This window comes from Streptomyces bikiniensis, from assembly GCF_000716625.1.
GTDB classification, from domain to species: Bacteria; Actinomycetota; Actinomycetes; order Streptomycetales; family Streptomycetaceae; genus Streptomyces; species Streptomyces bikiniensis.
This window is the reverse complement of sequence record NZ_JNXJ01000054.1, coordinates 1-23,257: the sequence shown is the minus strand read 5'-3', so window position 1 is coordinate 23,257 and position 23,257 is coordinate 1. Positions and strand designations below refer to the sequence as shown.

Here is a 23,257-nt window from a genome sequence, read left to right as displayed (position 1 = left end):
TCGCACAGATACTTGTCAAATGACAAGTATTGCGGCCCTGTGACCGGTGACGGGCAGGCGGGTACGCGGTGAGAGGCCGCTGCGGGGCGGAGCCGGGCCCCTGGAGGTCAGCGGTCCCCGTCGTGGTCGCGCAGTGACTTGTGCAGAGCGGCGAGCAGGCCGGCGAGTCCGGCCCGTACGGCCTCGTTCTCGGCGTGCTCCGGCAGGAGGGGGGACGGCTCGGCCAGCCGCTCGGCTCGCAACTCGGCGAGCAGCTGCAGGCCGGCAGGCGTGGCGGTGACGATCCTGCCCCGCCCGTCGCCCGGCGCCGGAGCGCTGGTCACCAGTCCGGCTCGCGCGAGCTGGGCGGTCATGCGGCTCAACGAGGTGGTCGGTATGTGGAGGAGCCGTGCCAGCCCCCCCGGTGACAATCGGCCGAAGTGCTCCAGCAGGACCAGGATCCGGTGGGCGAGGCCTGTGGGTTCCCGCCGTAGTTCGAGGTCCTCCCACCATTCCAGCATCGCGGCGGTCGCCTCCGCGTCGGCCGAGGGGCCGGAGGTCTGGTCCGGGTCGTCGTTCATAGGAGGGTGCGGGATCGAGGGCGGTTCCCCTCCGCCTGCCCCGTACGGCACCCTCCATGCCTGCCGGCGGGCATCCTGACCGATCCCGGCATTCGTCACGGCCCCGTGCCGTCGGCGCCGGTCACGTCGAGGGGGACCCGGGGGAGCGGATGAACATCCCGACTTCCCGCCTCGCTCCGTCCCGTCCATGAAATACTTGCCGCACGACAACTATTGCCTGGTGGTCCACCGGCGGGAAAAGGGGGGCGAAAGCGTGACGACGGCAGCGCCCGGAGCCGAAGACGGTCACGCGGACGCCCCTGAGGACAGGCCCGTCGACACGCTCCTGGCCGAGGCGTTCGAGTTGCTGCCGGACGCCGTCTCGATCTCGGTGGCGGTACGGGACGCCGGCGGCCGGGCCGTCGACCTGCGTCTGGAGTACGCGAACGCGACCGCTCGGACCGGCCACGTGCCCGGCGCGGCGCCCGCCGGAGGTCCGTGCGGCACCCTGTGGTCCCGGACGCGGACGGCCGGCGACGGGGTCTTCGCGACCTGCCTGGACGTGCTGAACACCGGCCTGCCGGAACACGGCGCGTTCACCCCGGTCCGGAAGGGCGTCCACCGCACGACGGGCCACGAGTACCGGGTCTTCCGGCTGCGGAACGACCGCCTGATGCTGGTGCTGCGCACCGACCGGTACGCACAGGCCCCGGAACGTACGAGGCCACGGCCCGACGGCGAAGGTGGGAGCGACGACGGGAACGTCCGGGAGCGGCTGCGCATCCTGGCGGACGCGGGTGCCCTGCTGGGGGCCTCGCTCGACCGTGAGGCCACCTTCGACGCCGTCACGGGCTCCGTCGTACCGAGCCTTGCCGACGGCTGCCTCCTCTACCTCACCGACGACACCGGCCATCCGGTACTGGCCGCCCTGGCCCATCGCGACCCGTGCCGGCGGCGGGAGCTGCGCGACCTGACCGAGGCGTTCCTCCCGCACCCGGACGCACAGGGCGGGGTCGGCGCCGTCATCCGCACCGGACGCCACGAACGGGGCACGGACGTCACCCGCGCTCTGGTCCCCTCCCCGCGTCCCGGTGAGGGCCGCCGCACCCAGCGCCGTCCCTCCCCCGCGGACCCGTGGCTCACCGTCCCCGTGGCCCGGTCGGGCACCGTGGTCGGAGCCGTGGTCCTGGTGAGGTCCGCCCCCGGGCGTTCCCCCTTCACCGAGGAGGACGTCCGTCTCGCCCGGGAGCTCTCCTGCCGTGCCACCCCGGCGATCGAGAACGCCCGGCACCACACGGAGCAGGCGGAGGTGGCACGCAGGCTCCAGGAGAGCCTGCTGCCCCGCGCCCTGCCCGACGTGCCGGGCCTCGAACTGTCCGCCCTCCACCATCCCGGCCAGAAGGGCACCCTGATGGGCGGGGACTTCTACGACGTGTTCCCCAGCGGACCCCGGAGCTGGACCGTCACCGTCGGCGATGTCGCGGGCAAGGGCCCACAGGCCGCTGCGCTCACGGGTCTCGTCCGCCACACCGTCCGTGCGACGGGACGGAGCACCACCGAGCCCGCCGCCCTCCTGCACGCCGTCAACACCGCCCTCCTCGACGAGCCGCCGTCCACTCGCCGCTTCTGCACCACGGCCTGCGCGACCCTGCGCCCGCACGGTTCCGGGATGCGCCTCACCCTGGCCCTGGGAGGCCACCCGCACCCGCTGCTGCGCCGGAGCGACGGGACCGTCGTCCCCGTCGGCCGCCCGGGAACCCTCCTCGGAGTGGTGAACGAGCCCCGTCTGCTCACCGTCCACCACGAGCTGGAACCCGGCGATCTGCTGCTCTTCTACACCGACGGCGTCACCGAGCACCGTTCGAACGACGTCATGCTCGGCGAGGCGGGCGTGCACGCGGTTCTCGCGCGCACCCCCGGGGCCTCGGCCGAAGCGACCGTGCGCCTCTTGGCCGAGGAGATCGCCGCGTACGGTCCCCGAGCCCCCGCCGACGACTTCGCCCTCCTCGGCGTGCGCGTGCGCTGACACCGGACCACGCGTCCCGTGAACCCTCGTCCGGCTCGGCGGTGGACCGGGCGTTGCGGCAGTCCATCCGCAGGACACGGGCGGCCCCTCCCGTAGGATCCTCATCCCACGGCTGCGTCGCCGCACGTGACGGATCCGGTGACGTCGACGATCACCTCTGGAATGCTGGTCGCCCATGGACGACGTCGAAGTCGTGGTTGCCCATTCCGAGCGCGCGACCCTGCGCGTCGGTGGCGTGTTCCTGAAGGTGGACGCCGATCAGGCGCGCCTCGACGCCGAGGTCGAGGCGATGTTCCTGGCACCGGTCCCGACTCCGGAGGTCCTGTGGCGCAAGCCGCACGTGCTCGCGATCGCCGCGCTCCCGGGGACGACCCTCGGGCGCCTCGGCGGGCCGTCGACAGGGTCGCCGGCGGCCTGGGCCGCGGCGGGCGCCGCCATCCGCACGCTGCACGACGCACCGCTGCCGCCCCGCTCCGGCCGGGCCGGCCGGAGCACCGTCGCGCTGGCGGCGGAACTCGACGACGAGTGCGAGTCGCTCGTGGCGAACGGCCTCCTGCCCGCCGACCTGGTCACCCGTAACCGCCGGGTCGCCCGGGCCGCACTCCGGCCGTGGACTCCGGCGTTCACGCACGGCGACCTGCAGATCGCGCACGTCTTCGTCGACGGCGACGAGGTCACCGGCATCATCGACTGGTCCGAGGCGGGCCGGGGCGACGCCCTGTACGACCTGGCCGCCTTCACGCTCGGACACGAGGAGCACCTCGACGACGTCCTCACCGGCTACGGCACCGACGTCGACCTCGACGTGATCCACGCGTGGTGGTCGTTGCGAAGCCTGCTGGCGGTTCGCTGGCTGATCGAGCACGGCTTCGACCCCTTCGCGCCGGGCTGCGAGGTCGACGTGCTGAGATCCCGGATGTGAGGCCGTGCGGCCACGACCGCCGTGCAGGCGCTCCGACGCGTCGGACGGGCCGGCCCCTCCGGCGACCGCCCACTTCCGCTCCCGGCGAAGCGCGGTGCGCAGACGCCGCCGGCGGATGACGGGGCAGCGGCGGCAACCCCGATGTTCCGCACCGGGGATCAGCGAAGCCCGAAGCGCCCGGCCCAGGCGGCCACATCGGTGGTCGTCGCGTTGCCGCCGCAGACCACCAGGCCGAGCTTGACGCCTTCGCCGACGCGCTCCAGCACCCGGCGCGCCGCGGGCAGCAGACAGCCGGCGGCGGGTTCGGCCCAGATCTTCGCGTGGTCGGCCAGGTCGAGGACGCCCTGCACGGCCTCGGCGTCGGTCACCGTGACGACATCGGTGACCAGGGCCGAGACGTGCTCGTAGGTGTGCCGGGAGACGCTGGGGGCGCTCAGTGTCGAGACGATCGAGGACAGTTCGACCGGCACCGGCCCACCGGAGGCCAGGGCCACCGACATGGCTCGCGCCCCTTCGGTCTCCACGCCCCAGATCCGTACGCCGGGGCGGCGCGCGTGCAGCGCGGTGGCGACCCCGGCGATCAGTCCTCCACCGCCGATGCTGACGAGCACGTCGGTGAGGTCCCCGGCGTCCTCCGCGAGTTCCAGACCCACCGTGCCCTGAGCCGCGATGACGACGGGATCGTCGAAGGGGTGGACCAGGGTGAGCCCCTTGGTCCGGAGCTCCTCCACGAGGGCGAACGCACCGTCCATGGTGTCGACGAGGGTGACGTTCGCCCCGGACGCCTCGGCGATGTCCACCGCACGGCCGGGGGCGGACCGCGGCATGACGACGGTGGCTTCGACACCCAGCTCGCCGGCCATGACGGCGACCCCGATGCCGTGGTTGCCGCCGCTCACCGCCACGACTCCGGCGGCCCGTTCGGCCTCGCTGAGCGTGAGCAGCTTCGCCGTCGCACCGCGTGCCTTGAAGGAGCCGGTGCGCTGCAGCAGTTCCAGTTTCGCGGTGACGTCCACGCCCAGGAGCGCGGAAAGCCCCGGGCTCGACACCGTCGGAGTCCGTAGGACGTGTCCGGCGATCTGCTCGGCCGCGGCTTCCACGTCCGCAATGGTGATCAACACGTTCGCCTCCGTCGTACGATCCGGACCGCTGTGACCGGGATCCGTGTCTACCACGGTAGAAGGACGACGCCCACGTGGAGGTCCCGCCCGCGCACGGTGACCGACCGAGCGGCGACCCTGCCTGCTGCCCGTCGCGCGTCCGTGCGCGGACCGGCGGGCCCTGTGCGCCCTTCCGCCCGGATCGCCGTCGCGCACGTGACGGGGCCGGACGGACGACGCGTGAGGAGCGCCGGAAGCGGGCAGTTCACACCTGGCCCCCGGACGAGGGTTTCGTCCGGGGAGCGAGTCGGGGGAGGGCCGGGGTGGTCGTGGTCGATGTGTGGGTCGGCGTGGTCGCCGGGATCTACGTGGCGGTGTTCTCGGCGGTCGTGATGGTCTGTTTCCGGTCGGCCGAGGAGCGCGCGTGGCGTGCGCTGGCCGCTGGCGCGGGCCCGGGCCGGCCGTCGGCACAGCGGCTGTCCCTGTACGAGCTGGCCTGTATCGAGAACCGTTTCGGCCCCGGGAACATCCTGGGGGTGGCTCTGGTGCGGATGCACGCCGAGCAGCGGCTGACGCTGCTGGGCAGGGGATACGACGGGTACGGGTTCCGGGTGGAGGACCCCGAGCCGCGTGACGAGGTGGAAGCCGTACTGCTCGACCTGCTGGCCGAGGGACGCGGACGGCTCTCCACCTCCTTCGGCCCCTACGACCTGTCCGCCCCGCCGTGGCGGGCACTGCACGAGCGTCTGGTCACGGACGGCCTGCTGCGTGAACGGGGCCTGCCCGGGGGCATCACCGCCGGCTCACCGCGGGCGACCGCCTGGAAGGAGACGCGCGCAAGGGCCTACCGCCTGAGGTCCCGCCTGCTGACCGGAGCCCTGGTCGCAGGAGCCGTCACGGCTCAGCTGTCCGAGCTCTGGTTGCTGCTCGCGCTCTGCATCGTCGCTCTCGCGGTCCTGCCCGTACTCAGCAGGCCCGCCGTCCAGGCGCAGAGGGCGACGGTCACCGAGGCGGGCAAGGCCGCAGCGCGGACCGCCCGCGCGGCGGCACCCGTCTCCGAGGACGCCCGAGCGCTCCTCGCCGTTGCGCTGGGGGGCTTGAGCGCACTGCCTCACGGGCACCCGTTCGCCGAGCCTCCACGGGCTTCGTCGCAACCTGCCGCGCCCCACACCGCGGAACGGGACGAAGAGCCCCAGCGGTTCATCAACGATCCACCCGCGCTCGGCGGCCTGCTGTGAACCCGAGCCAGCGCTTCCGGAGGCCCCCGTGGCGTGCCGGTGCGGTGCTCGAACCTCCCTGGGCGCGGCCCGGCAGCCGGACGTCACATACAGCCGCCGCCCGCCGGGCTCACGGGGATTGATCCGGAACACCTGGAACCCGCTCGTCAACGGGGCCGTCGATGCCGGGCAGCCCGTCGACGACCTGCCCCGGGAAGTGCCGCTGCGCGTACGCGCGGAGGGCCGCCCGGGCGATGAGCAGGGAAGCGGAAGGCATGCTCCGGTCGTGGCAGCGGCCCGCGCCGTCGGAGGAGGATCGCGGGCCCGAAGCGGCTCCGGGACGCCCCTGACCGCCCGACCCCGCGCCGTCCCCGTGTCCCGGGCTCCCGGCTCCGCCGCCACTCGGAGCGCACCCGGACCGGCGGGCCCCGAGCCCCGGGAGGCCACCGGCCCCCGGGGCCGGATGTGATTCCGCACGGGGCGAGTCGCGCGATACGCAGGGGGTGCAACGGGCCGACGCGGGCTCGACGCAGACGGTGACGGAGTCGGTGTTGTTCGCCGGATCGGGATCCTTCTCGGCGGCCCTGACGACGGCGGTGTTGGTGACGCGCTCGGGCCCGATGGCCTTGCCCGCAGGGTGAGGACCGCGCGGGCGCCCGAGGCCACCTCACCGATCGACGACTCTCCGGTCTCCGGAAGGTAGGTCTCTGAGGCGGTGTCGGCGGACAGGAACACGAGCCCGTTCGGGAGCAGGTCGGTGACCGTGACCCCGGTCGCCGGACCGGGTCCGGCGTTGTGGACGCCCAAGCGGTAGGTCACCGTCTGCCCGACGGTGTCGGTGGTCGCGTCGGCCGCCTTCACCACGGTCGGATCGGCCGCCGGCCCGACCTCGGGCACGGCCTCGTCCGACGTGGACGCCGGCGGCTCCGGAGTCGGACCGAGCCAGTTCTCGTAGGTCGCCGCAGCGGTGTCGGTGACGAGGGTGCCCGCCGTTTCCCGCCCGAGCCCGACCCGGTACTCGACGGTCGTGCCGCTCGGCAGGACGTCGGTACCGGCCGGACTGCCGCCCTGTGACGCCGAGGCGCCGGCGCCGAGCCGGAAGACCACCGTGTCGGTCCCGGCGTCGTACGTGGCCTGGTCGTCGTCAGCCCGGCCGGTCTTCGCGCCCGCGTTCGAGCCGTCGACGATCCGCAACGAACCGGGCGTACGTCGTCCCCGAGGGCAGGGGGTCGGTCAGGACGAGCCGCTCGGCGTCCCCGCCCCCCTCGTTCCCGGCGGTGATCCAGTACGTACCGAGAAGGGGGAACCGGATGCCGTGAAGTTGGCGCACACGCGTTCTGGATGCGAGGTCTTGGCGCAGAGGTCCCCGACGGGGGCTCGCTCCCGGCGGCCGGGTCCGACCGCCGGCTCGGCAGGTGCGGGAGGGACGGGAACGGGCCGTCCCTCCCGGAGGAGGAGGAACGGCCCGCAGACATGCGTGCTGCTGGTGGGGCTTACTTGGGGCAGGTCTCCTGGACGACCTTGCCGGTCGGCTCGGTGGTGGTGTCCGGGTCTATCGACAGGCACTTGCCCGTCCAGTTGTTGATGAACGTGTAGGCCGGCCGGGACCCGGTCGGGGTGGCGAGCTTGACCGGGACGATGTTCCACAGCTGGCTGCCGGAGAACCAGCGGGTCTCGCAGTCCCACCAGAACATCTGGGTGCCGGAGCCGGGCGGGGTGCCGTCGTTGTAGGGGACGGTCAGGCACTTGCCGTTGCTCGCCTTGATCCAGTAATGGCCCTTGCCGTCGTACGACGGCTTCTCGGCCCCCCACTGGTGGCTGCTGGGCGGGGTCGACTGGCACGCGCGCTGGGTGACCAGGCCGCCGGTCTTGGAACTGTCGAGCTCCGGGCCCCGCACCATGCAGCGGTTGTTCAGGCTGTTGACGTAGGTCTTGTCGTCGTTGACCGTCCAGATCATCCGGTTGCCGCCCTCGACGGCGAAGGGGGCGTTGTGGTCGATGATCGCGTTCACCAGACCCCAGCCGGGGAAGTCCGTCATGATGATGCCGACGCGGTCCCTGGTGTTGTCGAGGTGCTTCATCAGGTGGTAGTTCACCCCCGGGACCTCGGTGCTGACCCCGTTCTGGACCTTCGTGTAACCGCCGGCGTAGTAGAGCGGCGACCCCCCGCCGGGGGCCTTGTTGGCGGACGAGTACGTCAGGAACAGGTCGTTGGGGGAGGCACTGGCCATCGCCCTGTCGACGTTGGCCTTGACGAGGTTCCACTTCTCCGGGATGGAGGAGGCGTTGTAGGTGTCCTCCTTGTAGTCGTTGAAGGTCTTGATCCCGTAGCCGTCGCTGTCGACGTTGTCGAAGCTGCCCAGGACCAGCTTGCCGCGGACCTGTCCCAGAGTGGGGGCGGCGATCCGACCGGCGCCCGTCACCGAGTCGGTGTAGAAGAGGTTCCGGTACCGCGCGTCCTTCACGTAACCGGCGAAGATGTTCCTGACGTCCGCCGGCTTCACCGTCTTCGGGTCGTTCGTGCAGTTGGCGACGCCGGGATTCTCGTACGCGCACTCGGCCCTCAGCCGCATCACGATCGTCTCGTGCGGATGCGCTTCGAGGAAGTCCTGCGCCTTCTGCAGGACGTCGTCGAAGTTGGCCTTCTGGTAGTACGCGCTGTGGTGGACCGTGAACTTCCCCCCGATGGCGCGGACCCGGATGTCGATGGCGCGGATTCCGCGTTCCAGCTGCGCCGTCAGCGTCTGCGCGCTGTCGCCGTAGTCCTCCTGCGTCTCCACGGCCGCACCGCCGTGGATGGCGAGCGTGTCGTGGGTGCCGGGGATGGACATCGCCGACAGCTTGGTGTCGCTCGCGACGCCCCACATCCATTCGGCCCGGTCCGCCTGCCCGAGGTTCTTGTGGGCGTCCCCGTTGGTCGACCCGGCCGCCCCGGCGGGGGTGGGGGTCAGCAGTGCCGCACCCAGCGCGACGCAGACCGTCATCAAGCGCGCCGACGGGGTTCGGTGCCGACGGTGCGGCGGGCGGTCAGAGACATGGGACTCCTGTCCGAATGCGAAACGGTGTACGGCCCAGGCTGTCCTCCGCCGCTATCGTCCCGCTGACGTTCCGCTTGCGCCCCGCCCCGCACGGCGCAAGCGAATCCTCCGGGAGCGGACCCGCGCCCGCCCCGCCCGGGACGGAGTCCTCCCGCGTGCTCCCGCCGCGCGAAAGGAGACCGACTGGACGGACGCGGTCCGTCGAGCCCCCGGGCCGCCGATCGGTGTCCGGGAGAAGACGTGCCGGTCGCGTGAGCCGTAGGGACGCGACCGGTCGGAACCCGATCATCCGGTCCGATCCCCCCGGTTCACGCTCCGGCGTCGAGTCCGTATCTGCGGGAGACGATCCGCAGGAGCTCGCCGGCGGCGCCCTCGACGTAGGCGCGGGCGTTCGCGGTGATCCGCTCCGGCGGGGGGAGGCGCCCGGCGTCGGGCGACACGTCCACGCCCCCCGATCCGACCGCTGGTCCCGCGACCTGCGCAGTACCCGTTCCACGCCCGACGCCGCGGTTCCCCGATCAACCGCACGGGCGCCCCGGACTCAAGCGGCGACCGGATGACGGGCACCCGACCGCACCCGTGTCCCGCTGATCCGCCACCGTAGCGCCGCACGGATCGGCCGATCGTGTCGTCAAGAGGATCTTCGGCCGCAGAGTTCCTGTCGGCCACGTTCCCGTGTACGCCGCCGGTCCTAGGATGTGGAGCATGAACAGGACCACTCCGGCACACGCGGGACCATGCCGATGACGACGCGGCGGACCCGCTGGCAGGAGGCGGGCAGCAGCGGAAACTACGGCAAGCGGTTCGCCGAACTCGTCTCCGCCGGCGAGGACGTCGACGGTGAGGCCCGGCTCGCCGACACGCTCCTGCCACGCGGCGCCCGAGTGCTCGACGCCGGTGCCGGCATGGGCCGGGTCACCGCAGCGCTCCTGCGCCGCGGGCACGACGTGGTCGCGATCGAGCCCGACGAGGCACTGGTACGGCAGGCGCGGGAGACCTACCCCGGGCTGCCGATCCAGGAACGCGACATCCTCGACCTGGGCCCCGAGGACGGCCCGTTCGACCTGGTCGTCTGCGTGGGCAACGTCATGGTCTACCTGGCCGAGGGCACCGAACGCGCGGCCCTGCGTGCGATGAGCGCCGTTCTCGGCGAAAACGGCCGCATCCTGATCGGCTTTCACCTTCAGGACCGGCCCCCGCACGCTCACGCCTATACCCCGGCCGGGTTCGAAGCAGACCTCACGGCCGCCGGGCTCCGCGTCGATCTGCGGGCAGGCACCTACCAGCTGCACCCCGCGAACGAGGCCTACGGCGTCTGGGTCCTCAGTCGCGCCCGGAGCGGGGCCGGCAGCTGAGGGCCGGCGGTCGTGAGCGGCGGCGCGATCGCCGTCGCGGAGCCGGCCACCTTCGTCGAGGAAGCTTCCGCGGCCCCGGCCGGTTTGTCCCGGGTGGTCACGCAGGCCGCCCGGTGACCGGGGCCGCCGAAGGCGACCGCGACCGCCGGACGGTGTCGACGCGCGCCGTTCAGCAGTTCCGGATGGACCACACGGGCGTCCAGTCGTACGTGAAGGGCGTGGGTTCCGGCAGGACGACGTCCAGCACCTGGCCGTTCCGGCCGTAGAAGAACGCGGCGGCGCCGACCTGGTTGTTCACCACCTGTCCCACGCCGTTCCAGTGGGACAGGGAGTACTGGTGGCAGCGGTAGAGGAAGAAGACCTTGTACTTGCCCACCACCGGGTCCCAGACCCCGGTGCAGAGATTCCCCGACGCGCACGTGACGGGGCTGCCCGACGTCGTGTGCACGTAGTCCGCCCAGGGCGAGACGGTCGGTGACACGGCCGCCACGGCACGCGGGGACGGCCCCTCGCCCCGGGGCGCGGGCGGCATGACCATGGTGCGGCCGCCGTCCCCGCGAGGCCCGTCCGGGGCCGTCGCCTGGGCCGGGCCCGCCGCGAAGGCGGACACCAGCAACCACAGGAGGGCACCGACCACACCGAGGGTGGAACGCCAGGTACGCGACATCGTCACTCCTTCTCCGGGAATTCCCGGGTTCACTTCTGACTCGTGCACAGCGGTACGTCCGGCAGCCGGTCGTCCGGGTGGCTGATGTAGATGTTGGTGACGTAGCCCCCGTACTGCGGCAGATACGCCCACCAGTCGTTGGTGTACGGCGGGACGGAGACGAGCTGCCCCTTCTTCTGGCAGCCCACCAGCACCTCCACGCCGGCCGGGAGCCGGGTCAGCAGGTTGTCCCCGACGACCGGGTCCTTCCGGACGGCGACGTCCTGACCCCACGTCCCGTACCACTTCCCCTTCGGCGTAGTTTCCCCGGGAACGTTCAGGGAACGGGTCAGCCGGCCGAGGTCGGTGTACGCCTTTCCGTACGACGTGCCGTCCTGGTGCAGAGTGAGGACGGCCACGATCGAACGGTCACCGGCTCCGACGGTGCCGGTCGTGTGCAGCGCCGGCCGGCTCAGGTCGACGCCGGCGTCACCCGCGCCGGCGGACGCGGGGGCCGAGGCGTCGGTGCCGTCGGCCGCGGTGGTGCTCACGGGGCCGCAGTTCCCCTTCGCGTACCTCCCCGACCAGCCCTGTTTCACGGCCCACGGGCGGTCGAACGCGGCGGCGATGCCGAAATGCTGGTCGAAGGAGTCCGACGCGCACCGGGTCGACCGGCGCAGACGCTCCATGACGAAGTCACGAACCGGCGCGGGAGCGGATTCCAGGATGTGCTGGTAGGTCTTCACGGTGTCGCGGGCCGACATGGCCGTGTAGCCCCAGTACCCCTCGTGGCCTGCCGGTGGGGGAGCGGTGTCGGCGAGCCCGAGCCGCGTGACCATGCGCTCGACGATCGCCGGCCCGCCGTAGGCCGACCAGTAGTGGTTGGCCGCCGCGTCCTGACTGCTGCGGAGCATGACATCCAGCCGCGTGCGGTCGGCGACCGGGACGGTGTCGGGATTGCGGCTCCACAGGAAGTCGAGGGCGATCAGGAGCTTGACGACCGACGCCGACCGGAACGTGGCGGCCGGGTCGAGCTGTTCGGTGAACGTTCCGGTCTGCCGGTCGAACACGGCCACTCCCGCCGTGACCCCCGCCGGCACCCGGGGGCCCGCGGGCGTGACCGGCACGGGGCCGCCCGTCGGTTCCCTCGCGGCCTCGGCCGCAGGCGGCGCGCTCCGCACCGCGCGGACGGGCGCGCCGGCCTGCGGCGGCGACGCCTGAACGGCGCCGGCGCCGAACAGCACGGCCAGGAGGGCGGCGAACATCGCCACCGCTCGTCTCACGGACATGTTTCGGCCCCCGTCGTCGAGAAGGCAATGGCCGGACGCCCCTGCGGAACCGAGGAGCTGTCACGGGGCGTCGCTTGAGAGCCGAGCCTTCCACTCGCACTCTGTTCATGTCATCACTTGTGGCCATGCGACATGAAAGACGATCGATAAGGGATTCATCATGGTTACTGGCGAAACGGCCGCCGAAGGCACCGCGCCGACGGGTCCCGACCCGCGGACGCCGAGCGCCCATCAACTCCGGCTGTTCGTCGTCCTCGCGGAGGAACTCCACTTCTCGCGCGCCGCCGCCCGGCTGTTCATCACGCAGTCAGGGCTGAGCCAGCAGATCAGAGACCTGGAAAGACGCCTCGGGGTGCGGCTGTTCGACCGTTCGAGCCGGGCCGTCACGCTCACCCCGCAGGGCCGGGTGCTGTTGGCGGACGCGCGCGGTGTGGTGGTGGCCATGGACCGGCTGAGCCGCAGCGCTTCGACCCAGGCGCGCAGGCTCTCCGGACGGCTCGTCGTCGGCACCATCGGCGCGGAAGCGGCGATGCCCTACACGCACGCCGTCCTGCGTCTGCTCCACGAACGGCACCCGTTGGTCCAGGTCGACGTGCGCTGCCTCCACTTCGCCGACCACTTCGACGCCCTGTTCCGCCATGACGTCGACGTCGCCTTCCTCCGTCCACCGGTCCCGCCCGGCGTCGAGGTGCAACACCTGGCCACGGAGCCGCGGCTGGCCTGCCTCTCCGCGGGCGACCCGCTCGTGGACCGCGACCGGATCGCCCTCGCCGAGCTGGCGCGCCACCCGGTGATCGACGTCCCGCCGCAGGTGCCACGGCTTTGGTGGGACTTCTGGGCAGTCGACCCGCGACCCGACGGCACCCCGGTCCGCTACGGACCCGTCGCCTCGGACCTGGAGGGCCTGCTGCACCTCGTGGCCCAGGGCAGGGGCATGTGCTTCCTGCCGGCCGCCGCGCGCGCCCTCTTCCCGCGCCCCGGCGTCCGCTACGTGGAGGTCACGGACCTGCCCCCGTCGACGGCCGGCCTCGCCTGGCTGAGGGAGAACCGCACGGAACCGCTCGTCGAGGCAGTGGTGGCAGCTGCCGGACACGTGGCATCGGCGCGGGGCCGGGAAACAGTCCGGGGCGGGAACCGGGAGGGGGACTGGCCCCACGTCGCAGGTCGCAGCTGATCCGGGCGCGGGGTTCCGGCGGTCCACCTGGTGCTGGACGCCTGCGCCATCCACGAGCCCCCGGCAGCAAGGACCTGGCTGCCGGCACGTCGCCGGCTCCACCTGCGATCGTCCTGGCTCAACCCGGTCGAGCGGTTGTTCGCCGGGGCGACGAACACAGCAGACACGACGAGGCGTCCACGAGACCGTCCGAGCCCTGAAGAACGGCATCCGGACCCGGATCGCCGCCAGGAACACCGACCCGGGGCCCTCCGTCCGGACCAGGGCCGCAGACGGGATCCTTGAACGCCTCGCCTCGTGTCCGAACGGCACTTCCGGCCCGCGGAAGACCAGGGTCGCCGCCGCCGTGCCGTCAGGGCGTAACAGGTGAGGAGGGCGAGGGTGAAGACGATGCCGATGACGATGCCGATGACGGCCGCCTGCCGCATGCCGGGCGCCTTTACCGCTGTCACCGCGACCGCGAGGACACCGAGCCCCGCGACGACCGCCGGCTTGTCGCCGCCCCGGACGGAGAAACCGGTGAACTCCCCGGGGTACGCGGCGCGGTGGTGCCGGAAGGCGACGTACGAGGCCAGGATCAGCAGCCGCACCGGCACCACGGCGGAGCTCACGATCGGCATCATGATGCCGAAGAGGCCGCTGACGTCGTAGAAGGCGAGCAGGACCGCGGCCGCGATGCCCAGGGTGGACGCGCGGCGATCGCGACCGCCGGGACGCCCCGGCGGCGGGCACACCGATCCCTGAGGAGACCCGGACGAAGGGACTCGCCTCGACGCCGACGTCGCCGTCCGCCGTCCGGCGCCATGGGACCAGGGCCGGCACCCGGGTGATGGAGAACAGGCAGATCCGACCGCCGCGGGTGAAGACGGACCACGGGGGTGTCGGCCACCGCCTCCTCCGATTCGCGGACAAAGACCCCGGTGCCGTTCCCCGAACCCGGCCCGAACCGGAGGCTGGACCCGGCGTGGGCGCGGGCGAATGCGGCGCCTGACGGCACCCCCCTGCCCGTGGCCGGTCCCGCGGTGTGGAACTTCGCGGTGCGTGGAGGCGTTGGCGGGGTGGCGCGTGATGATGCGTGCCCGGCGAGGGAAGATGCAACAGAGGTCGAGGTGGCACGAGTGGCGATGTGGGATCGGATCAAGGACCAGGCGGCCAGGGGGCTGCAGCAGGCCCAAGGGGTGCGCGGCGGCTCCGGCGGCCCCGGACCGTCCGGCGCACGGTCCGCGGGTGGTTCCAGGGCGGAGCTCGTGAACGCGTTGAAGTCGCAGCTCACGTCGTTGAAGACGGAGTTGAGGAGCGGCGGCTTCCGGGACGCCGCCATGGCCATGTGCGCGCTGGTGGCCGCCGCCGACGGACGGGTCGATCCGGCCGAGCGCCGGCACGTCGAATCGCTCATCCTCACCAATGACGTGCTTCAGAACTTCCCCGCCGACCAGCTCCGCCAGCGTTTCAACAAGCACGTCGACCAGCTTTCGGCCGGTTTCGTCATGGGCAAGGCGGCAGTGCTCCAAGAGGTCGTCAAGGTGGCGAAGAAGCCCACCGAGGCGCGGGCCGTCATCCAGACCGGCCTCGTGATCGCGGGTGCGGACGGCTTCATCGATCCTGCCGAGGAGCAGATCATCCGCGAGGCGTGTGCCGCGCTCGGCCTGACGGCTGCGGATTTCGGCCTCTGACCTGCCGTACCCCCTCCACCTCACCGGGTCCGCCCCGACCTGGGCGCGACCCCGGCCGCCGACTACTCGATGCGCCGGGTCGTGTCTCCCGGCTGGACGGGCACCGCGGGCAGGGGAGCGGTGCACGCCGCGCAGCGGCGGGCCCGGGCCGGGACCGGGCTGAGGCATTCGGGACAGTCCCGCTTGGGCGCCTGGACGTCCTGGTGCGGTGCGAGACGCTCGTGCAGCTTGTTGATCGGCAGCACCACGAGGAAGTACAGGGCGCTGGCGAGGAGCACGAAACTGATCGTCGCGTTGATGAAGGCGCCGTAGGGGAACTGGGTGGCGCCCACGGTGAAGGTCTTGCGGCTCATGTCGCCGGTGGCGCCGGCGGCCAGCCCGACCAGGGGTGTCAGGAAGGCGCTCACGAAGCCGTTGACGACCGCGGTGAACGCCGCCCCGATGACGATGCCCACGGCCAGGTCGACCACGTTCCCGCGCAGGATGAAACTGCGGAATCCTTTCACCTTCTCGCTCCTCGGAGTTCCTCGACGTCGACGGGCGGCCCGGGAGTGCGGCCGGCTCCTTGCCCGGATGCCCGGCCGCGCCCCGCCCATACCTGCCGGGTGCCGGAAGGGATCGTGTCGGCGTCAGCCGTCCTTCTGGTCCGTTGCTCTGCTGTCCGGCGGGTAGGAGGGCCGCGTCTGTGGACGATGGCGAGAGGGGCCGGTTGTGGCGGGAGCGTTGGTTGCGGGCGGATGGGGCCTGTTCGCGGGGGCGGCCCTGCTGGTGGGGGCGGCCGTCGGCACGCTGGTGCGGGTGCCGCTCCGGCTGATCGCTCTGGTCATGGCCTTCGGCAGCGGTGTCCTGATGGCCGCGGTGTCGTTCGAGCTCATCGCCGAGGCGTACGAGCGCTCCGGCATGGTGCCCGTGGTCACGGGCGCTGTCGGCGGTGCCGTCGTGTACTCGGGTGCCAACGCCCTCCTGGCGCGGCGCGGCGCGCGGCACAGGAAGCGCTCCGGGGAGCAGCAGCCCTCCGAGGAAGAGGCGCCGGGATCGGGCAACGCCATAGCCCTGGGGGCACTGCTGGACGGCGTCCCGGAATCCGTCGTCATCGGTACCAGCCTGCTGGGAGGTGGGCATCTGGGAGTGGCGACGGTGGGGGCGGTGTTCATCAGCAACCTGCCCGAGGGGCTCGCGAGCGCCGCCGGGATGCGTGCCGCCGGGCGTGGTCGCGGATACGTGTTCGCCCTGTGGGGAGGCATCGCCGTGGTCAGCGGTCTGGCCGCGCTGGCCGGCTACGCCCTCCTGGGCGGTGCGTCCGCGGCGGTGATGGCGACGATCACGGCGGTGGCGGGAGGAGCGATACTGGCGATGATCGCGGACACGATGATCCCCGAGGCGTACGGCAGGGTGCACCTGCTGACGGGACCGGTCACCGTGATCGGCTTCCTGTCGGCGTTCGCCCTGGCCCACCTTTAGGGGCCCTCCCGGGGAGCAGCCGCCATCTGCTCGTCAGGCGCGCCTCTCCGGAGGAGCCGTGGACGGGTCGGCCGTGCGACCGCGTCCACCACCGGGTCCCGGCGCCGTCCCTGCGCCCGCCCTGCCCGGGCCACGACCCCTTGTCGGACGCGGCCCGTCAGAACTTGTCCGGCCGATCACGCGACCGCACCGTCCGAGAACGCCACCGCCTGTGGCGCCCCGAGGGTTTTCGCCGCGCAGCTTGCCGCCGCCCGTGCCGAGGTGGCCACTGTCCGGTCCGACGCCGCCTGCCACCGTCGTGCCGAACGCCGAACGCCGAACGCCGAACGCCGAAGCGGCCACCGTCCGGTCCGACGCCGCCTGCCACCGTCGTGCCGAACAAGGCAGGGGCCGACACCCCGCCCGGCCAGGGCACCGAAATCCACTCGCCCCCCGCAGGACAGGCGCCACCACGCCTCCGGGACAGGCGACCGACCACCTCACGACCCCGCCGCGCAGGCCGAAGATCAAGTTACGATCGGTCGTATGCCGCTGACGATGACCGATGTGGAGCGCTTCGAGGCCGCCCGCCCCCGCCTGGAGGCCATCGCCTATCGAATGCTGGGCTCGTCGGCCGAAGCCGAGGACCTCGTGCAGGAGACGTATCTGCGCTGGCAGGCAGCCGACGTCGGGCGGATCGAGGTCCCCGACGCCTGGCTGACCAAGGTGCTCACCAACCTCTGCCTCAACCAGCTCGCTTCGGCCCGCGTCCGCCGCGAGACCTACATCGGCCAGTGGCTGCCCGAGCCCCTGCTCGAAGGCGACCCGATGCTCGGCCCGGCCGACACGGCCGAGCAGCGCGAATCGGTCTCGTACGCCGTACTGACACTGATGGAACGGCTGACGCCCAACGAGCGTGCGGTGTACGTCTTGAAGGAGGCCTTCGCGTACGGACACCGCGAGATCGCCGAGATCCTCGACATCAGCGAGGCCGCGAGCCAGCAGATCCTCTCACGGGCCAAGAAGCACCTCGCCGGGGGCAGGGCGCACACCGAGGTCGACCAGGCCGCGACGAAGCGGATCGTCGAGGAGTTCCTGGCCGCGGCGACCAGCGGACGGATCGAGCCGTTGGTCAAGCTGCTGACCTCCGACGCCATCGCGGTCGGTGACGGCGGCGGAAAGGTCCCGGCGAAGGCCACGCCGTTCGAGGGGGCCCTCGCGGTGGCGAAGTTCATGCGCGGACTGTTCAAGCCGGCCGAGAGCAAGCGCCGCATGCTCGGCGGCGCCGCCCCGGAGGTCTACGCGACGACGGCCAACGGCTCCCCGGCCCTCGTCGTCGTGGTCGGGGGACGGGTCTTCGGGATCATGTGCCTGGAGCGCAGCGAGAAGGGCATCGTCGCGGTCCGCAGCCAGGTCAACCCCGACAAGCTGCACCGGGCCACCGAGGTCTGGGCATCGGCCGGGCGGGGAGAGCCGCTGGCGCTGACCGGCTGGTAGGCGCACAGCGGCACGTGTGGTGCGGGTCACATCCGGCTCTCGTCAGGAATCCGAAGGCTGCCCGGTTCAAGGGGCGTGACCGTGAAAGAGCGGAGCCTGAAAGCGGCCGGGCCGCGTGAGAACAGGAGCAGGACCATGACTGCTGGAACCATCCGCAAGCACCGCATCCTCGTCCTCGGCGCCGGCTACGCCGGAGCCTCCGCAGCGGGCCGTCTCGCCAAGCGACTGCACCGCGACGACGTCGAGATCACACTCGTCGACGCCGAAGAGGACTTCGTCGAGCGGGTCCGCAACCACCAGCTGGCCGTCGGCCGGGAACTCAGGCACCGGCCCTTCGACGCGATGTTCAAGGGCAGCGGTGTACGGCTGAAGTTCGCGAAGGTGACCGCCGTCGAAGCGGACCGCAGGTCCGTACGGGTCGAGAGCGCCGCGGGCGAGGAGGAGCTCGTGTACGACACCCTCCTCTACGCTCTCGGAAGCCGCTGGCAGGACCACGGGGTCCAGGGGGCCGTCGAGTACGCCCACGAGATCTCGAGCCGGGCCGGTGCGCTGCGGCTTCGCTCGCGTCTGGAGTCCCTTGGCCCCGGCGGAAGGGTCTTGGTCGTCGGCGGCGGACTCACTGGCGTCGAGGCCGTCACCGAGATCGCCGAATCCCGTCCGGACCTCGATGTCGCCCTTGTCGCACGCGGCGGGCTCGGTGACTGGTTGAGCCGGAAGGGCGCAGCACACGTGCGCAAGGTCTTCGGCGCGCTCGGCATCACGACGTACGAGCACACCACGGTCACCGCCGTCGAAGCGGACCGGGTGAAGACCGCGGACGGCAAGGCCATCGCGACCGATGCGACCGTGTGGACCACGGGCTTCGCGACCCACCCGATCGCCGAGGCCGGCGGCCTGCGGGTGACCGAGAACGGGCAGATCGTGGTCGACGGCATGATGCGCTCGGTCTCGCACCCCGAGGTCTACGTGGGCGGCGACGCGGGCTACGCGATGGGCAGCGCCGGCAAGCCGCTGCGCATGAGCTGCGCCACGGGCACCCCGATGGCCTGGCAGGCAGTGGACGCCATCGCGGCAGAGCTGACGGGCCTGAAGCAGCCGAAGGTGCCACTGCGTTACTTCAACCAGTGCATCTCACTGGGCCGCAAGGAGGGGCTGATCCAGTTCGTCGACGCCGACGACACCGCGAAGGACTGGGTCCTGACCGGCCGGACGGCGGCGTACTACAAGGAACTGGTTTGCAAGGCAGCGGCCTGGTCCGTGGCCAACCCGGGAGCCACCGTGTTCGCGCGGGGGCGGCGGATGAAGCGCGAGCCGGCGGCTGCGGTGGGAGCCGCGTGATCCGGTGCGGAAGACGGGCCCCCACTCGCACGAGGCGGGGACGCCCCCTTTCCGTGCACCGGCACGCCCTCCGCCGATCCTGCTGACGGGGCCGGACGTGGGTTGCTGGAGGTCGTCATGCCGGCACCTTGGCATCGCCGACGCATCCTCCACAGAAGTGGCTCGCCCGTCCAGAGGGAGGAGGCGAACCGGTGTGCGACGTCAAGGTGTTGCCCGTGAAGGCGGTCCGCGTCCGCGCGTGGACGCCGGACCTCGTCGACTCCGGTTTCGGCTGCGCTGCGGCACGCCACCCCGTTCACGGTCCGCGTCGTGCCCCGTACCCGGTACCCCGGCACGGGGCACGACGCGACCACGCGTCCGGGTTACGGTGCGGGGTTGTAGTGGACGATGGTGGTTTCGCAGGCCTCGGCGTACACCTTCAGCGCCTCGGCCTCGGACTGGTCGGCGGCCAGGCCCCAGCGCAGTTTCGTGGCCGTCCATTCACCGGTGTAGCGGCAGTGGGCTTCGGGCAGGGGCGGCACCCAGGCGGCGGGGTCCTGGTCGGCTTTGGAACGGACGGTGCGCGCGGTGACCGCGACGAGCGAGGCGGCGGCGCCCTGGTCGTTGGCGTAGGCCTCGCGGCGCCTGGCGTCCCAGGCGCCGGCGCCGGATTCCCAGGCCTCGGCGAGGGGGACCATGTGGTCGATGGCGAGCTTGTCCGCCCCGCCCACCTCGACGCCGTCGTAGTAGGAGCCCCACTTCCCGCCGGACAGCTTGCAGCCGGCCGTCACGGTCGGTTCCTGGACGGCTTCGGCGAGGAGGACCTCGTCGCGGGTGTTGCACCCGTCGGCCGCGTCGAGACCGGTGTTCCAGTACTGGAAGGAGTCGCGCGTGTAGCCGGTGCGGTCCTCCTCGGCGACGGGAAGCCGGCCGACGGCGTCCTCCAGCGGGAGCACCTCCGGAGTAGGCACCCTCGTCGCGGTCGCGGTCGCGGTGGGGGAGGGGAGGGTGAGCGAGGTCAGGGCGAGGCAGAACGCGGCGGCGCCGCGCAGCATGTTCGTGATCACGACCGTAGGCATAGCGGATCCGGCCCCCGGACACGCCTGGGCCGGGACGCTCATCGACTGGGCGTGGCGCGGGGATTCGCTGAAGAAACGCTCCGCCTCGGGGCTTCGGGTTCACCCGCGAGGACGAGACCGTACGAGGCCGTCCCACACTGACCGGTCCGGCCAACCGGGCAGCGACTGAGGTGCTCGTAGTGCAGGGGGCTGGTGCGGGCGGGGTGCTCACGAGTACGTCCGACCAGGCGCTCCAGAGGCGTACGAAGATCGCTTCCCAAGCCGGCGGAGACCGTTTCCCACCTCGCCGACGCCCGGTCGTCGTCCGCTGTCAGACGTAGGGGCGAGGATGGGCGGTATGACGAAGACGGGAGCGGACTACGCGTGGTTCGAGGACGACTTTCCAGACATCGCCGAGGCGTACTGCTTCACCCTGGTACGGGGGCTGTCGCCCGCTGAACTGATGTCCCGGCTCGAAGGACGGCCGGAGGCACCCCTGCAGGGCATCGCCGCAGTCGTCGACGCCGCCTTCGTCCAGTACGACCCGGGGGAGGACCGGCAGCTGGTCGCCATGACGACGGTGGACGACTGGACCCTGCTGATCGAGCCCAACGGCTACCTCGGGGTCACCGAAGAACAGGCACTGCCGGCCTCCGCCGGGGCGAACTGGGTCTCGCACTTCGTCAATATCAACGGTGTCGGCACGTTCCTCTGGGCGGAGGACCAGGTCCTGCGCCTGTGCTTCGACCCCATGTTCCCCGAGGACCGCTGGGGCACAGAGCCCGACGGACTCCTCGACGTCATGCGCCGGATCGGTTTCCACTTCGACGATGACGATCCGGAGAAGGATCTGTCCTCACCCGCGGCGTTCGCTCTGGCCGAGCACCTGACCGGCGCCGCCCTCACCCCCGCGCTGCTACAGGACACCACGTTCACCTGCGCCACGGTGAAGGCGAGCGGGACGTGTGGCTGAATCTCCGGATCGCGGCGGAGTTCCTGACACCGACGCCCGTATGCCGACGCCCATCGAGGAGAGTCCGTCGCTGAGAGGCGCGCCCACCCCTATCCGCACCGTGAGGGAGGAGGCCGCCGACCCGCCGCCCCGCGGGTCGGCGTCACGGGTGAGGGACCAGGTCAGGAGCGAGCCCGTGGCGAGCACGGCGAGTGCCGTCCCCAGGACTGCGGAGTGCCGGGTGAGGGCCCGGGGCCCCCGGACGTCCGGTCGGCCCGCTCCGGCGGAGCCGTCGCGTCGAGTGTGGGCGGCCGCTCGTGCGGGGCCGCGACGACCGGCGGCGTGCCCGGCCGGCCGGGCACGCGGTGACGCGCGGGGCTCGCGCCGCCCCCAGAGGAGCCGGGAACGATAGGGGTCGGTGCGGACGGTGCCGATGAGGGGCCCGCCCGGGCATCGTCGGGGCGGAGGAGGGTGCCACCGGTGTGTCCGGCGTCGGAGTCGCCTTCGGGCCGGGAGCGGGTTCCGGTCCACTGCCCGGTTCGGCTTCCCGCGCGGAACCGGGGCCGCGGTCCGGGCCGGTGGAGGAGGGGACGGAGCCCCTCGTACGGCCTGGAGCACCCCGGTCGCCTCCGCGGCGCCCGCGCGCTCGGCCGGGTCCTTGGCGAGCAGCGTGTCCAGCAGCGGGGCGAGCGGGCCCGCGTGGACCGGCGGCCGGTGCGGACGGGTGAACACGGCCACGGCGAGGGCGTGGAGACCCTCCGCCTCGAACGGGAGGCGCCCCTCGACGGCGTGGCACCGGGCGGTGCCGAGTGCCCCGAGGCCGTCGGCGGGAGTCGGGCGCTTGCCGTCGAACTGCTCCGGCGGCTTGTACTGCGGGGGTGCCGATGACGATCCCGCTGCGGCTCAGCTCGGTCGTGGCGTCGGCGAGGTGGGCGATGCCGAAGTCGGCCAGGACGACCCGGCCCTTGGCCAGGGGCACGTTGCCCGGCTTGATGTCGCGGTGGACGATCTGCGCCGCGTGCGCCCCGGTCAGCGCGTCCGGCACGGCGGCGCCGATCTCCGCCACCCGGCGTACCCAAGAGGGGCGGTCGCCCGTATGTCCCGGGTGGCTGCCCCTGCCTGGCATGTCACGGTGTGCTGCGGATCAGCCGTTCAGGGCTTGTTCGACGGTGGGACGGCAGTTGATGACGGTGTCGACACCGATCAGGCCCAGGACGCGCCGGACGGCTTCCTGGGCGCCGGCGATGCGCAGCCAGCCATGTGCGGCGGTCAGGTGCTGGTGGGCGAGGATGAAGGAGTTGATGCCGCTGGAGTCCATGAAGGTCACGCCCTCCAGATCCGCCACCACCCTGGGCGGCAGCGCCGCATCGCCCTCAGGAACCAGGACATCGGCCAGGATGCCTTTGGCGGTGTGGTCGATCTCCCCTCGCAGGGTCACGACACGGATGCCGTCGACCATGCGGTGTGCTACGGACAGCCTTTCGGCGTGGTCCGTTCTCTCGTTGCCGACCATGGTCTCATCAACTCCACTCAGGCTTGTCCGGGCCCGGTCCATGCGGACGATTCTGCCTCACGGGTCAACACCGGATACACCCGGACGGCGGCATGATCGATCTGCGTCGATTTAAGGATCATCCGGCCGGGTAGCCGCGCTGCGTGAACGTGAGGGAGGACGGATCCAGTGGAACTCGATGCCGGTTATGACAGCGGTGCCCAGCCCTTTTCGGAAGGGCATCTGGCGCGCGCCGATTACACGTTGGAGGGCGGTGGTGGCCGTATCGGGGTCGCCAGGCGTCACGCCGTGGCTTTTGTGGACCGGATGCGCACCGAGTGCGGCCTGCAGGTGTCGCAGCGGGTGCGCGAGTCGATCGAGCTGGTCGTCAGCGAACTGGTCACCAACGCCCACAAGTACGCCCTGGGGCCCGTCCTGATGCAGTTGCGCGTCGGCGCCGACGGTGTGGACGTCGTGGTGTGGGACAGCGACCCGGCCGTTCCGGTGGTGCGCGGCGCGGAT

Annotated in this window: 23 protein-coding genes and 1 pseudogene; 12 read left to right on the top strand and 12 right to left on the bottom strand. The window is 71.9% G+C overall.

The genetic code is table 11. From position 1 onward, the window contains the following. Positions 1–107: 107 nt before the first annotated feature. On the bottom strand, positions 108–560 hold the full coding sequence (locus OO47_RS34240) for a MarR family transcriptional regulator (protein WP_051716342.1): 453 nt from the start codon (positions 558–560) through the stop codon (positions 108–110). Positions 561–813: 253 nt separating this feature from the next. Between OO47_RS34240 and OO47_RS29740 the strand changes: the two genes are divergently transcribed. Both OO47_RS29740 and OO47_RS29735 read left to right on the top strand, forming a co-directional pair. Further along, the gene (locus OO47_RS29740; RefSeq protein ID WP_030221503.1) at positions 814–2,565 is read left to right on the top strand and encodes a PP2C family protein-serine/threonine phosphatase; all 1,752 of its coding nucleotides are present in this window, start codon (positions 814–816) and stop codon (positions 2,563–2,565) included. 175 nt (positions 2,566–2,740) lie between these two features. Next, positions 2,741–3,487, top strand: coding sequence for an aminoglycoside phosphotransferase family protein (locus OO47_RS29735; RefSeq protein WP_030221506.1), 747 nt, complete (start codon positions 2,741–2,743; stop codon positions 3,485–3,487). 158 nt (positions 3,488–3,645) lie between these two features. Here the strand turns inward: OO47_RS29735 and OO47_RS29730 are convergent, their stop codons facing one another. Then, positions 3,646–4,605: a threonine ammonia-lyase gene (locus OO47_RS29730; RefSeq protein WP_030221508.1), complete on the bottom strand. Its 960-nt coding sequence runs from the start codon at positions 4,603–4,605 to the stop codon at positions 3,646–3,648. A 305-nt stretch (positions 4,606–4,910) separates the two neighbouring features. Here OO47_RS29730 and OO47_RS29725 point away from each other — a divergent pair, with 305 nt between their 5' ends. Then, positions 4,911–5,825 (top strand): hypothetical protein, encoded by a 915-nt coding sequence (locus tag OO47_RS29725; protein ID WP_030221511.1) that lies wholly within the window; start codon positions 4,911–4,913, stop codon positions 5,823–5,825. 109 nt (positions 5,826–5,934) lie between these two features. Here OO47_RS29725 and OO47_RS37445 read toward each other — a convergent pair whose 3' ends face one another. From OO47_RS37445 to OO47_RS37045, 5 genes and pseudogenes are all read right to left on the bottom strand, one after another. Then, positions 5,935–6,081 (bottom strand): hypothetical protein, encoded by a 147-nt coding sequence (locus tag OO47_RS37445; RefSeq protein ID WP_167345360.1) that lies wholly within the window; start codon positions 6,079–6,081, stop codon positions 5,935–5,937. 407 nt (positions 6,082–6,488) lie between these two features. After that, positions 6,489–6,623 (bottom strand): annotated as a pseudogene (locus OO47_RS38230) (hypothetical protein); the annotation flags it as partial. A gap of 325 nt (positions 6,624–6,948) precedes the next feature. Next, a complete protein-coding gene (locus OO47_RS38225) occupies positions 6,949–7,134 on the bottom strand; it encodes a DUF11 domain-containing protein (RefSeq protein WP_051716343.1) in 186 nt (61 codons plus the stop codon). 163 nt (positions 7,135–7,297) lie between these two features. Further along, positions 7,298–8,788: a phosphatidylinositol-specific phospholipase C domain-containing protein gene (locus OO47_RS29715; RefSeq protein ID WP_030221514.1), complete on the bottom strand. Its 1,491-nt coding sequence runs from the start codon at positions 8,786–8,788 to the stop codon at positions 7,298–7,300. 362 nt (positions 8,789–9,150) lie between these two features. Beyond that, positions 9,151–9,288, bottom strand: coding sequence for a hypothetical protein (locus tag OO47_RS37045; protein WP_158708718.1), 138 nt, complete (start codon positions 9,286–9,288; stop codon positions 9,151–9,153). Positions 9,289–9,579: 291 nt separating this feature from the next. On the opposite strand from OO47_RS37045, the gene OO47_RS29710 reads away from it, so the two are divergent. Next, entirely contained in the window at positions 9,580–10,197 is a 618-nt protein-coding gene (locus OO47_RS29710; RefSeq protein WP_051716344.1) for a class I SAM-dependent methyltransferase, read from the top strand. 169 nt (positions 10,198–10,366) lie between these two features. Here OO47_RS29710 and OO47_RS29705 read toward each other — a convergent pair whose 3' ends face one another. Next, positions 10,367–10,864: a hypothetical protein gene (locus tag OO47_RS29705; protein WP_030221520.1), complete on the bottom strand. Its 498-nt coding sequence runs from the start codon at positions 10,862–10,864 to the stop codon at positions 10,367–10,369. Positions 10,865–10,893: 29 nt separating this feature from the next. Further along, complete coding sequence (locus tag OO47_RS29700; protein ID WP_030221524.1) at positions 10,894–12,132, bottom strand: hypothetical protein; 1,239 nt, start codon at positions 12,130–12,132, stop codon at positions 10,894–10,896. Between the two features lie 160 nt (positions 12,133–12,292). Here OO47_RS29700 and OO47_RS29695 point away from each other — a divergent pair, with 160 nt between their 5' ends. The 3 genes from OO47_RS29695 to OO47_RS29685 all read left to right on the top strand — a co-directional run bounded on the left by OO47_RS29695 (position 12,293) and on the right by OO47_RS29685 (position 14,979). Then, positions 12,293–13,306 (top strand): LysR family transcriptional regulator, encoded by a 1,014-nt coding sequence (locus OO47_RS29695; protein WP_078490034.1) that lies wholly within the window; start codon positions 12,293–12,295, stop codon positions 13,304–13,306. A 519-nt stretch (positions 13,307–13,825) separates the two neighbouring features. Further along, entirely contained in the window at positions 13,826–13,957 is a 132-nt protein-coding gene (locus tag OO47_RS38530; RefSeq protein ID WP_267883727.1) for a hypothetical protein, read from the top strand. A gap of 467 nt (positions 13,958–14,424) precedes the next feature. Then, complete coding sequence (locus OO47_RS29685) at positions 14,425–14,979, top strand: tellurite resistance TerB family protein (protein ID WP_030221534.1); 555 nt, start codon at positions 14,425–14,427, stop codon at positions 14,977–14,979. Between the two features lie 62 nt (positions 14,980–15,041). Here OO47_RS29685 and mscL read toward each other — a convergent pair whose 3' ends face one another. Next, entirely contained in the window at positions 15,042–15,485 is a 444-nt protein-coding gene (mscL, locus tag OO47_RS29680) for a large conductance mechanosensitive channel protein MscL (RefSeq protein ID WP_030221538.1), read from the bottom strand. 205 nt (positions 15,486–15,690) lie between these two features. Between mscL and OO47_RS29675 the strand changes: the two genes are divergently transcribed. The 3 genes from OO47_RS29675 (at position 15,691) to OO47_RS29665 (ending at position 19,254) form a co-directional block, all read left to right on the top strand. Then, the gene (locus tag OO47_RS29675) at positions 15,691–16,440 is read left to right on the top strand and encodes a ZIP family metal transporter (protein ID WP_030221541.1); all 750 of its coding nucleotides are present in this window, start codon (positions 15,691–15,693) and stop codon (positions 16,438–16,440) included. Positions 16,441–16,965: 525 nt separating this feature from the next. Further along, positions 16,966–17,916 (top strand): RNA polymerase sigma factor SigJ, encoded by a 951-nt coding sequence (gene sigJ / locus OO47_RS29670; protein ID WP_030221545.1) that lies wholly within the window; start codon positions 16,966–16,968, stop codon positions 17,914–17,916. Between the two features lie 135 nt (positions 17,917–18,051). Continuing rightward, a complete protein-coding gene (locus OO47_RS29665; RefSeq protein WP_030221547.1) occupies positions 18,052–19,254 on the top strand; it encodes an NAD(P)/FAD-dependent oxidoreductase in 1,203 nt (400 codons plus the stop codon). Between the two features lie 362 nt (positions 19,255–19,616). Here the strand turns inward: OO47_RS29665 and OO47_RS29660 are convergent, their stop codons facing one another. Continuing rightward, on the bottom strand, positions 19,617–20,300 hold the full coding sequence (locus tag OO47_RS29660; protein WP_030221550.1) for an HNH endonuclease family protein: 684 nt from the start codon (positions 20,298–20,300) through the stop codon (positions 19,617–19,619). 349 nt (positions 20,301–20,649) lie between these two features. Between OO47_RS29660 and OO47_RS29655 the strand changes: the two genes are divergently transcribed. After that, positions 20,650–21,264 (top strand): DUF6461 domain-containing protein, encoded by a 615-nt coding sequence (locus tag OO47_RS29655; RefSeq protein WP_033210738.1) that lies wholly within the window; start codon positions 20,650–20,652, stop codon positions 21,262–21,264. A 1,123-nt stretch (positions 21,265–22,387) separates the two neighbouring features. On the opposite strand, the gene OO47_RS29650 is transcribed toward OO47_RS29655, so the two are convergent. Continuing rightward, a complete protein-coding gene (locus tag OO47_RS29650) occupies positions 22,388–22,756 on the bottom strand; it encodes an STAS domain-containing protein (RefSeq protein ID WP_030221555.1) in 369 nt (122 codons plus the stop codon). Between the two features lie 168 nt (positions 22,757–22,924). Here OO47_RS29650 and OO47_RS29645 point away from each other — a divergent pair. Continuing rightward, a partial coding sequence (locus tag OO47_RS29645) for an ATP-binding protein (RefSeq protein ID WP_033210745.1) occupies positions 22,925–23,257 on the top strand: 333 nt, incomplete at its 3' end.

Coding starts and splice junctions, on each gene's coding strand:
- OO47_RS34240 (WP_051716342.1), bottom strand. CDS start 560: ATGAACGACGACCCGGACCAGACCTCCGGCCCCTCGGCCGACGCGGAG.
- OO47_RS29735 (WP_030221506.1), top strand. CDS start 2,741: ATGGACGACGTCGAAGTCGTGGTTGCCCATTCCGAGCGCGCGACCCTG.
- OO47_RS37445 (WP_167345360.1), bottom strand. CDS start 6,081: ATGCCTTCCGCTTCCCTGCTCATCGCCCGGGCGGCCCTCCGCGCGTAC.
- OO47_RS29715 (WP_030221514.1), bottom strand. CDS start 8,788: ATGACGGTCTGCGTCGCGCTGGGTGCGGCACTGCTGACCCCCACCCCC.
- OO47_RS29710 (WP_051716344.1), top strand. CDS start 9,580: ATGCCGATGACGACGCGGCGGACCCGCTGGCAGGAGGCGGGCAGCAGC.
- OO47_RS29705 (WP_030221520.1), bottom strand. CDS start 10,864: ATGTCGCGTACCTGGCGTTCCACCCTCGGTGTGGTCGGTGCCCTCCTG.
- OO47_RS29700 (WP_030221524.1), bottom strand. CDS start 12,132: ATGTCCGTGAGACGAGCGGTGGCGATGTTCGCCGCCCTCCTGGCCGTG.
- OO47_RS29695 (WP_078490034.1), top strand. CDS start 12,293: ATGGTTACTGGCGAAACGGCCGCCGAAGGCACCGCGCCGACGGGTCCC.
- sigJ (WP_030221545.1), top strand. CDS start 16,966: ATGCCGCTGACGATGACCGATGTGGAGCGCTTCGAGGCCGCCCGCCCC.
- OO47_RS29665 (WP_030221547.1), top strand. CDS start 18,052: ATGACTGCTGGAACCATCCGCAAGCACCGCATCCTCGTCCTCGGCGCC.
- OO47_RS29655 (WP_033210738.1), top strand. CDS start 20,650: ATGACGAAGACGGGAGCGGACTACGCGTGGTTCGAGGACGACTTTCCA.
- OO47_RS29650 (WP_030221555.1), bottom strand. CDS start 22,756: ATGGTCGGCAACGAGAGAACGGACCACGCCGAAAGGCTGTCCGTAGCA.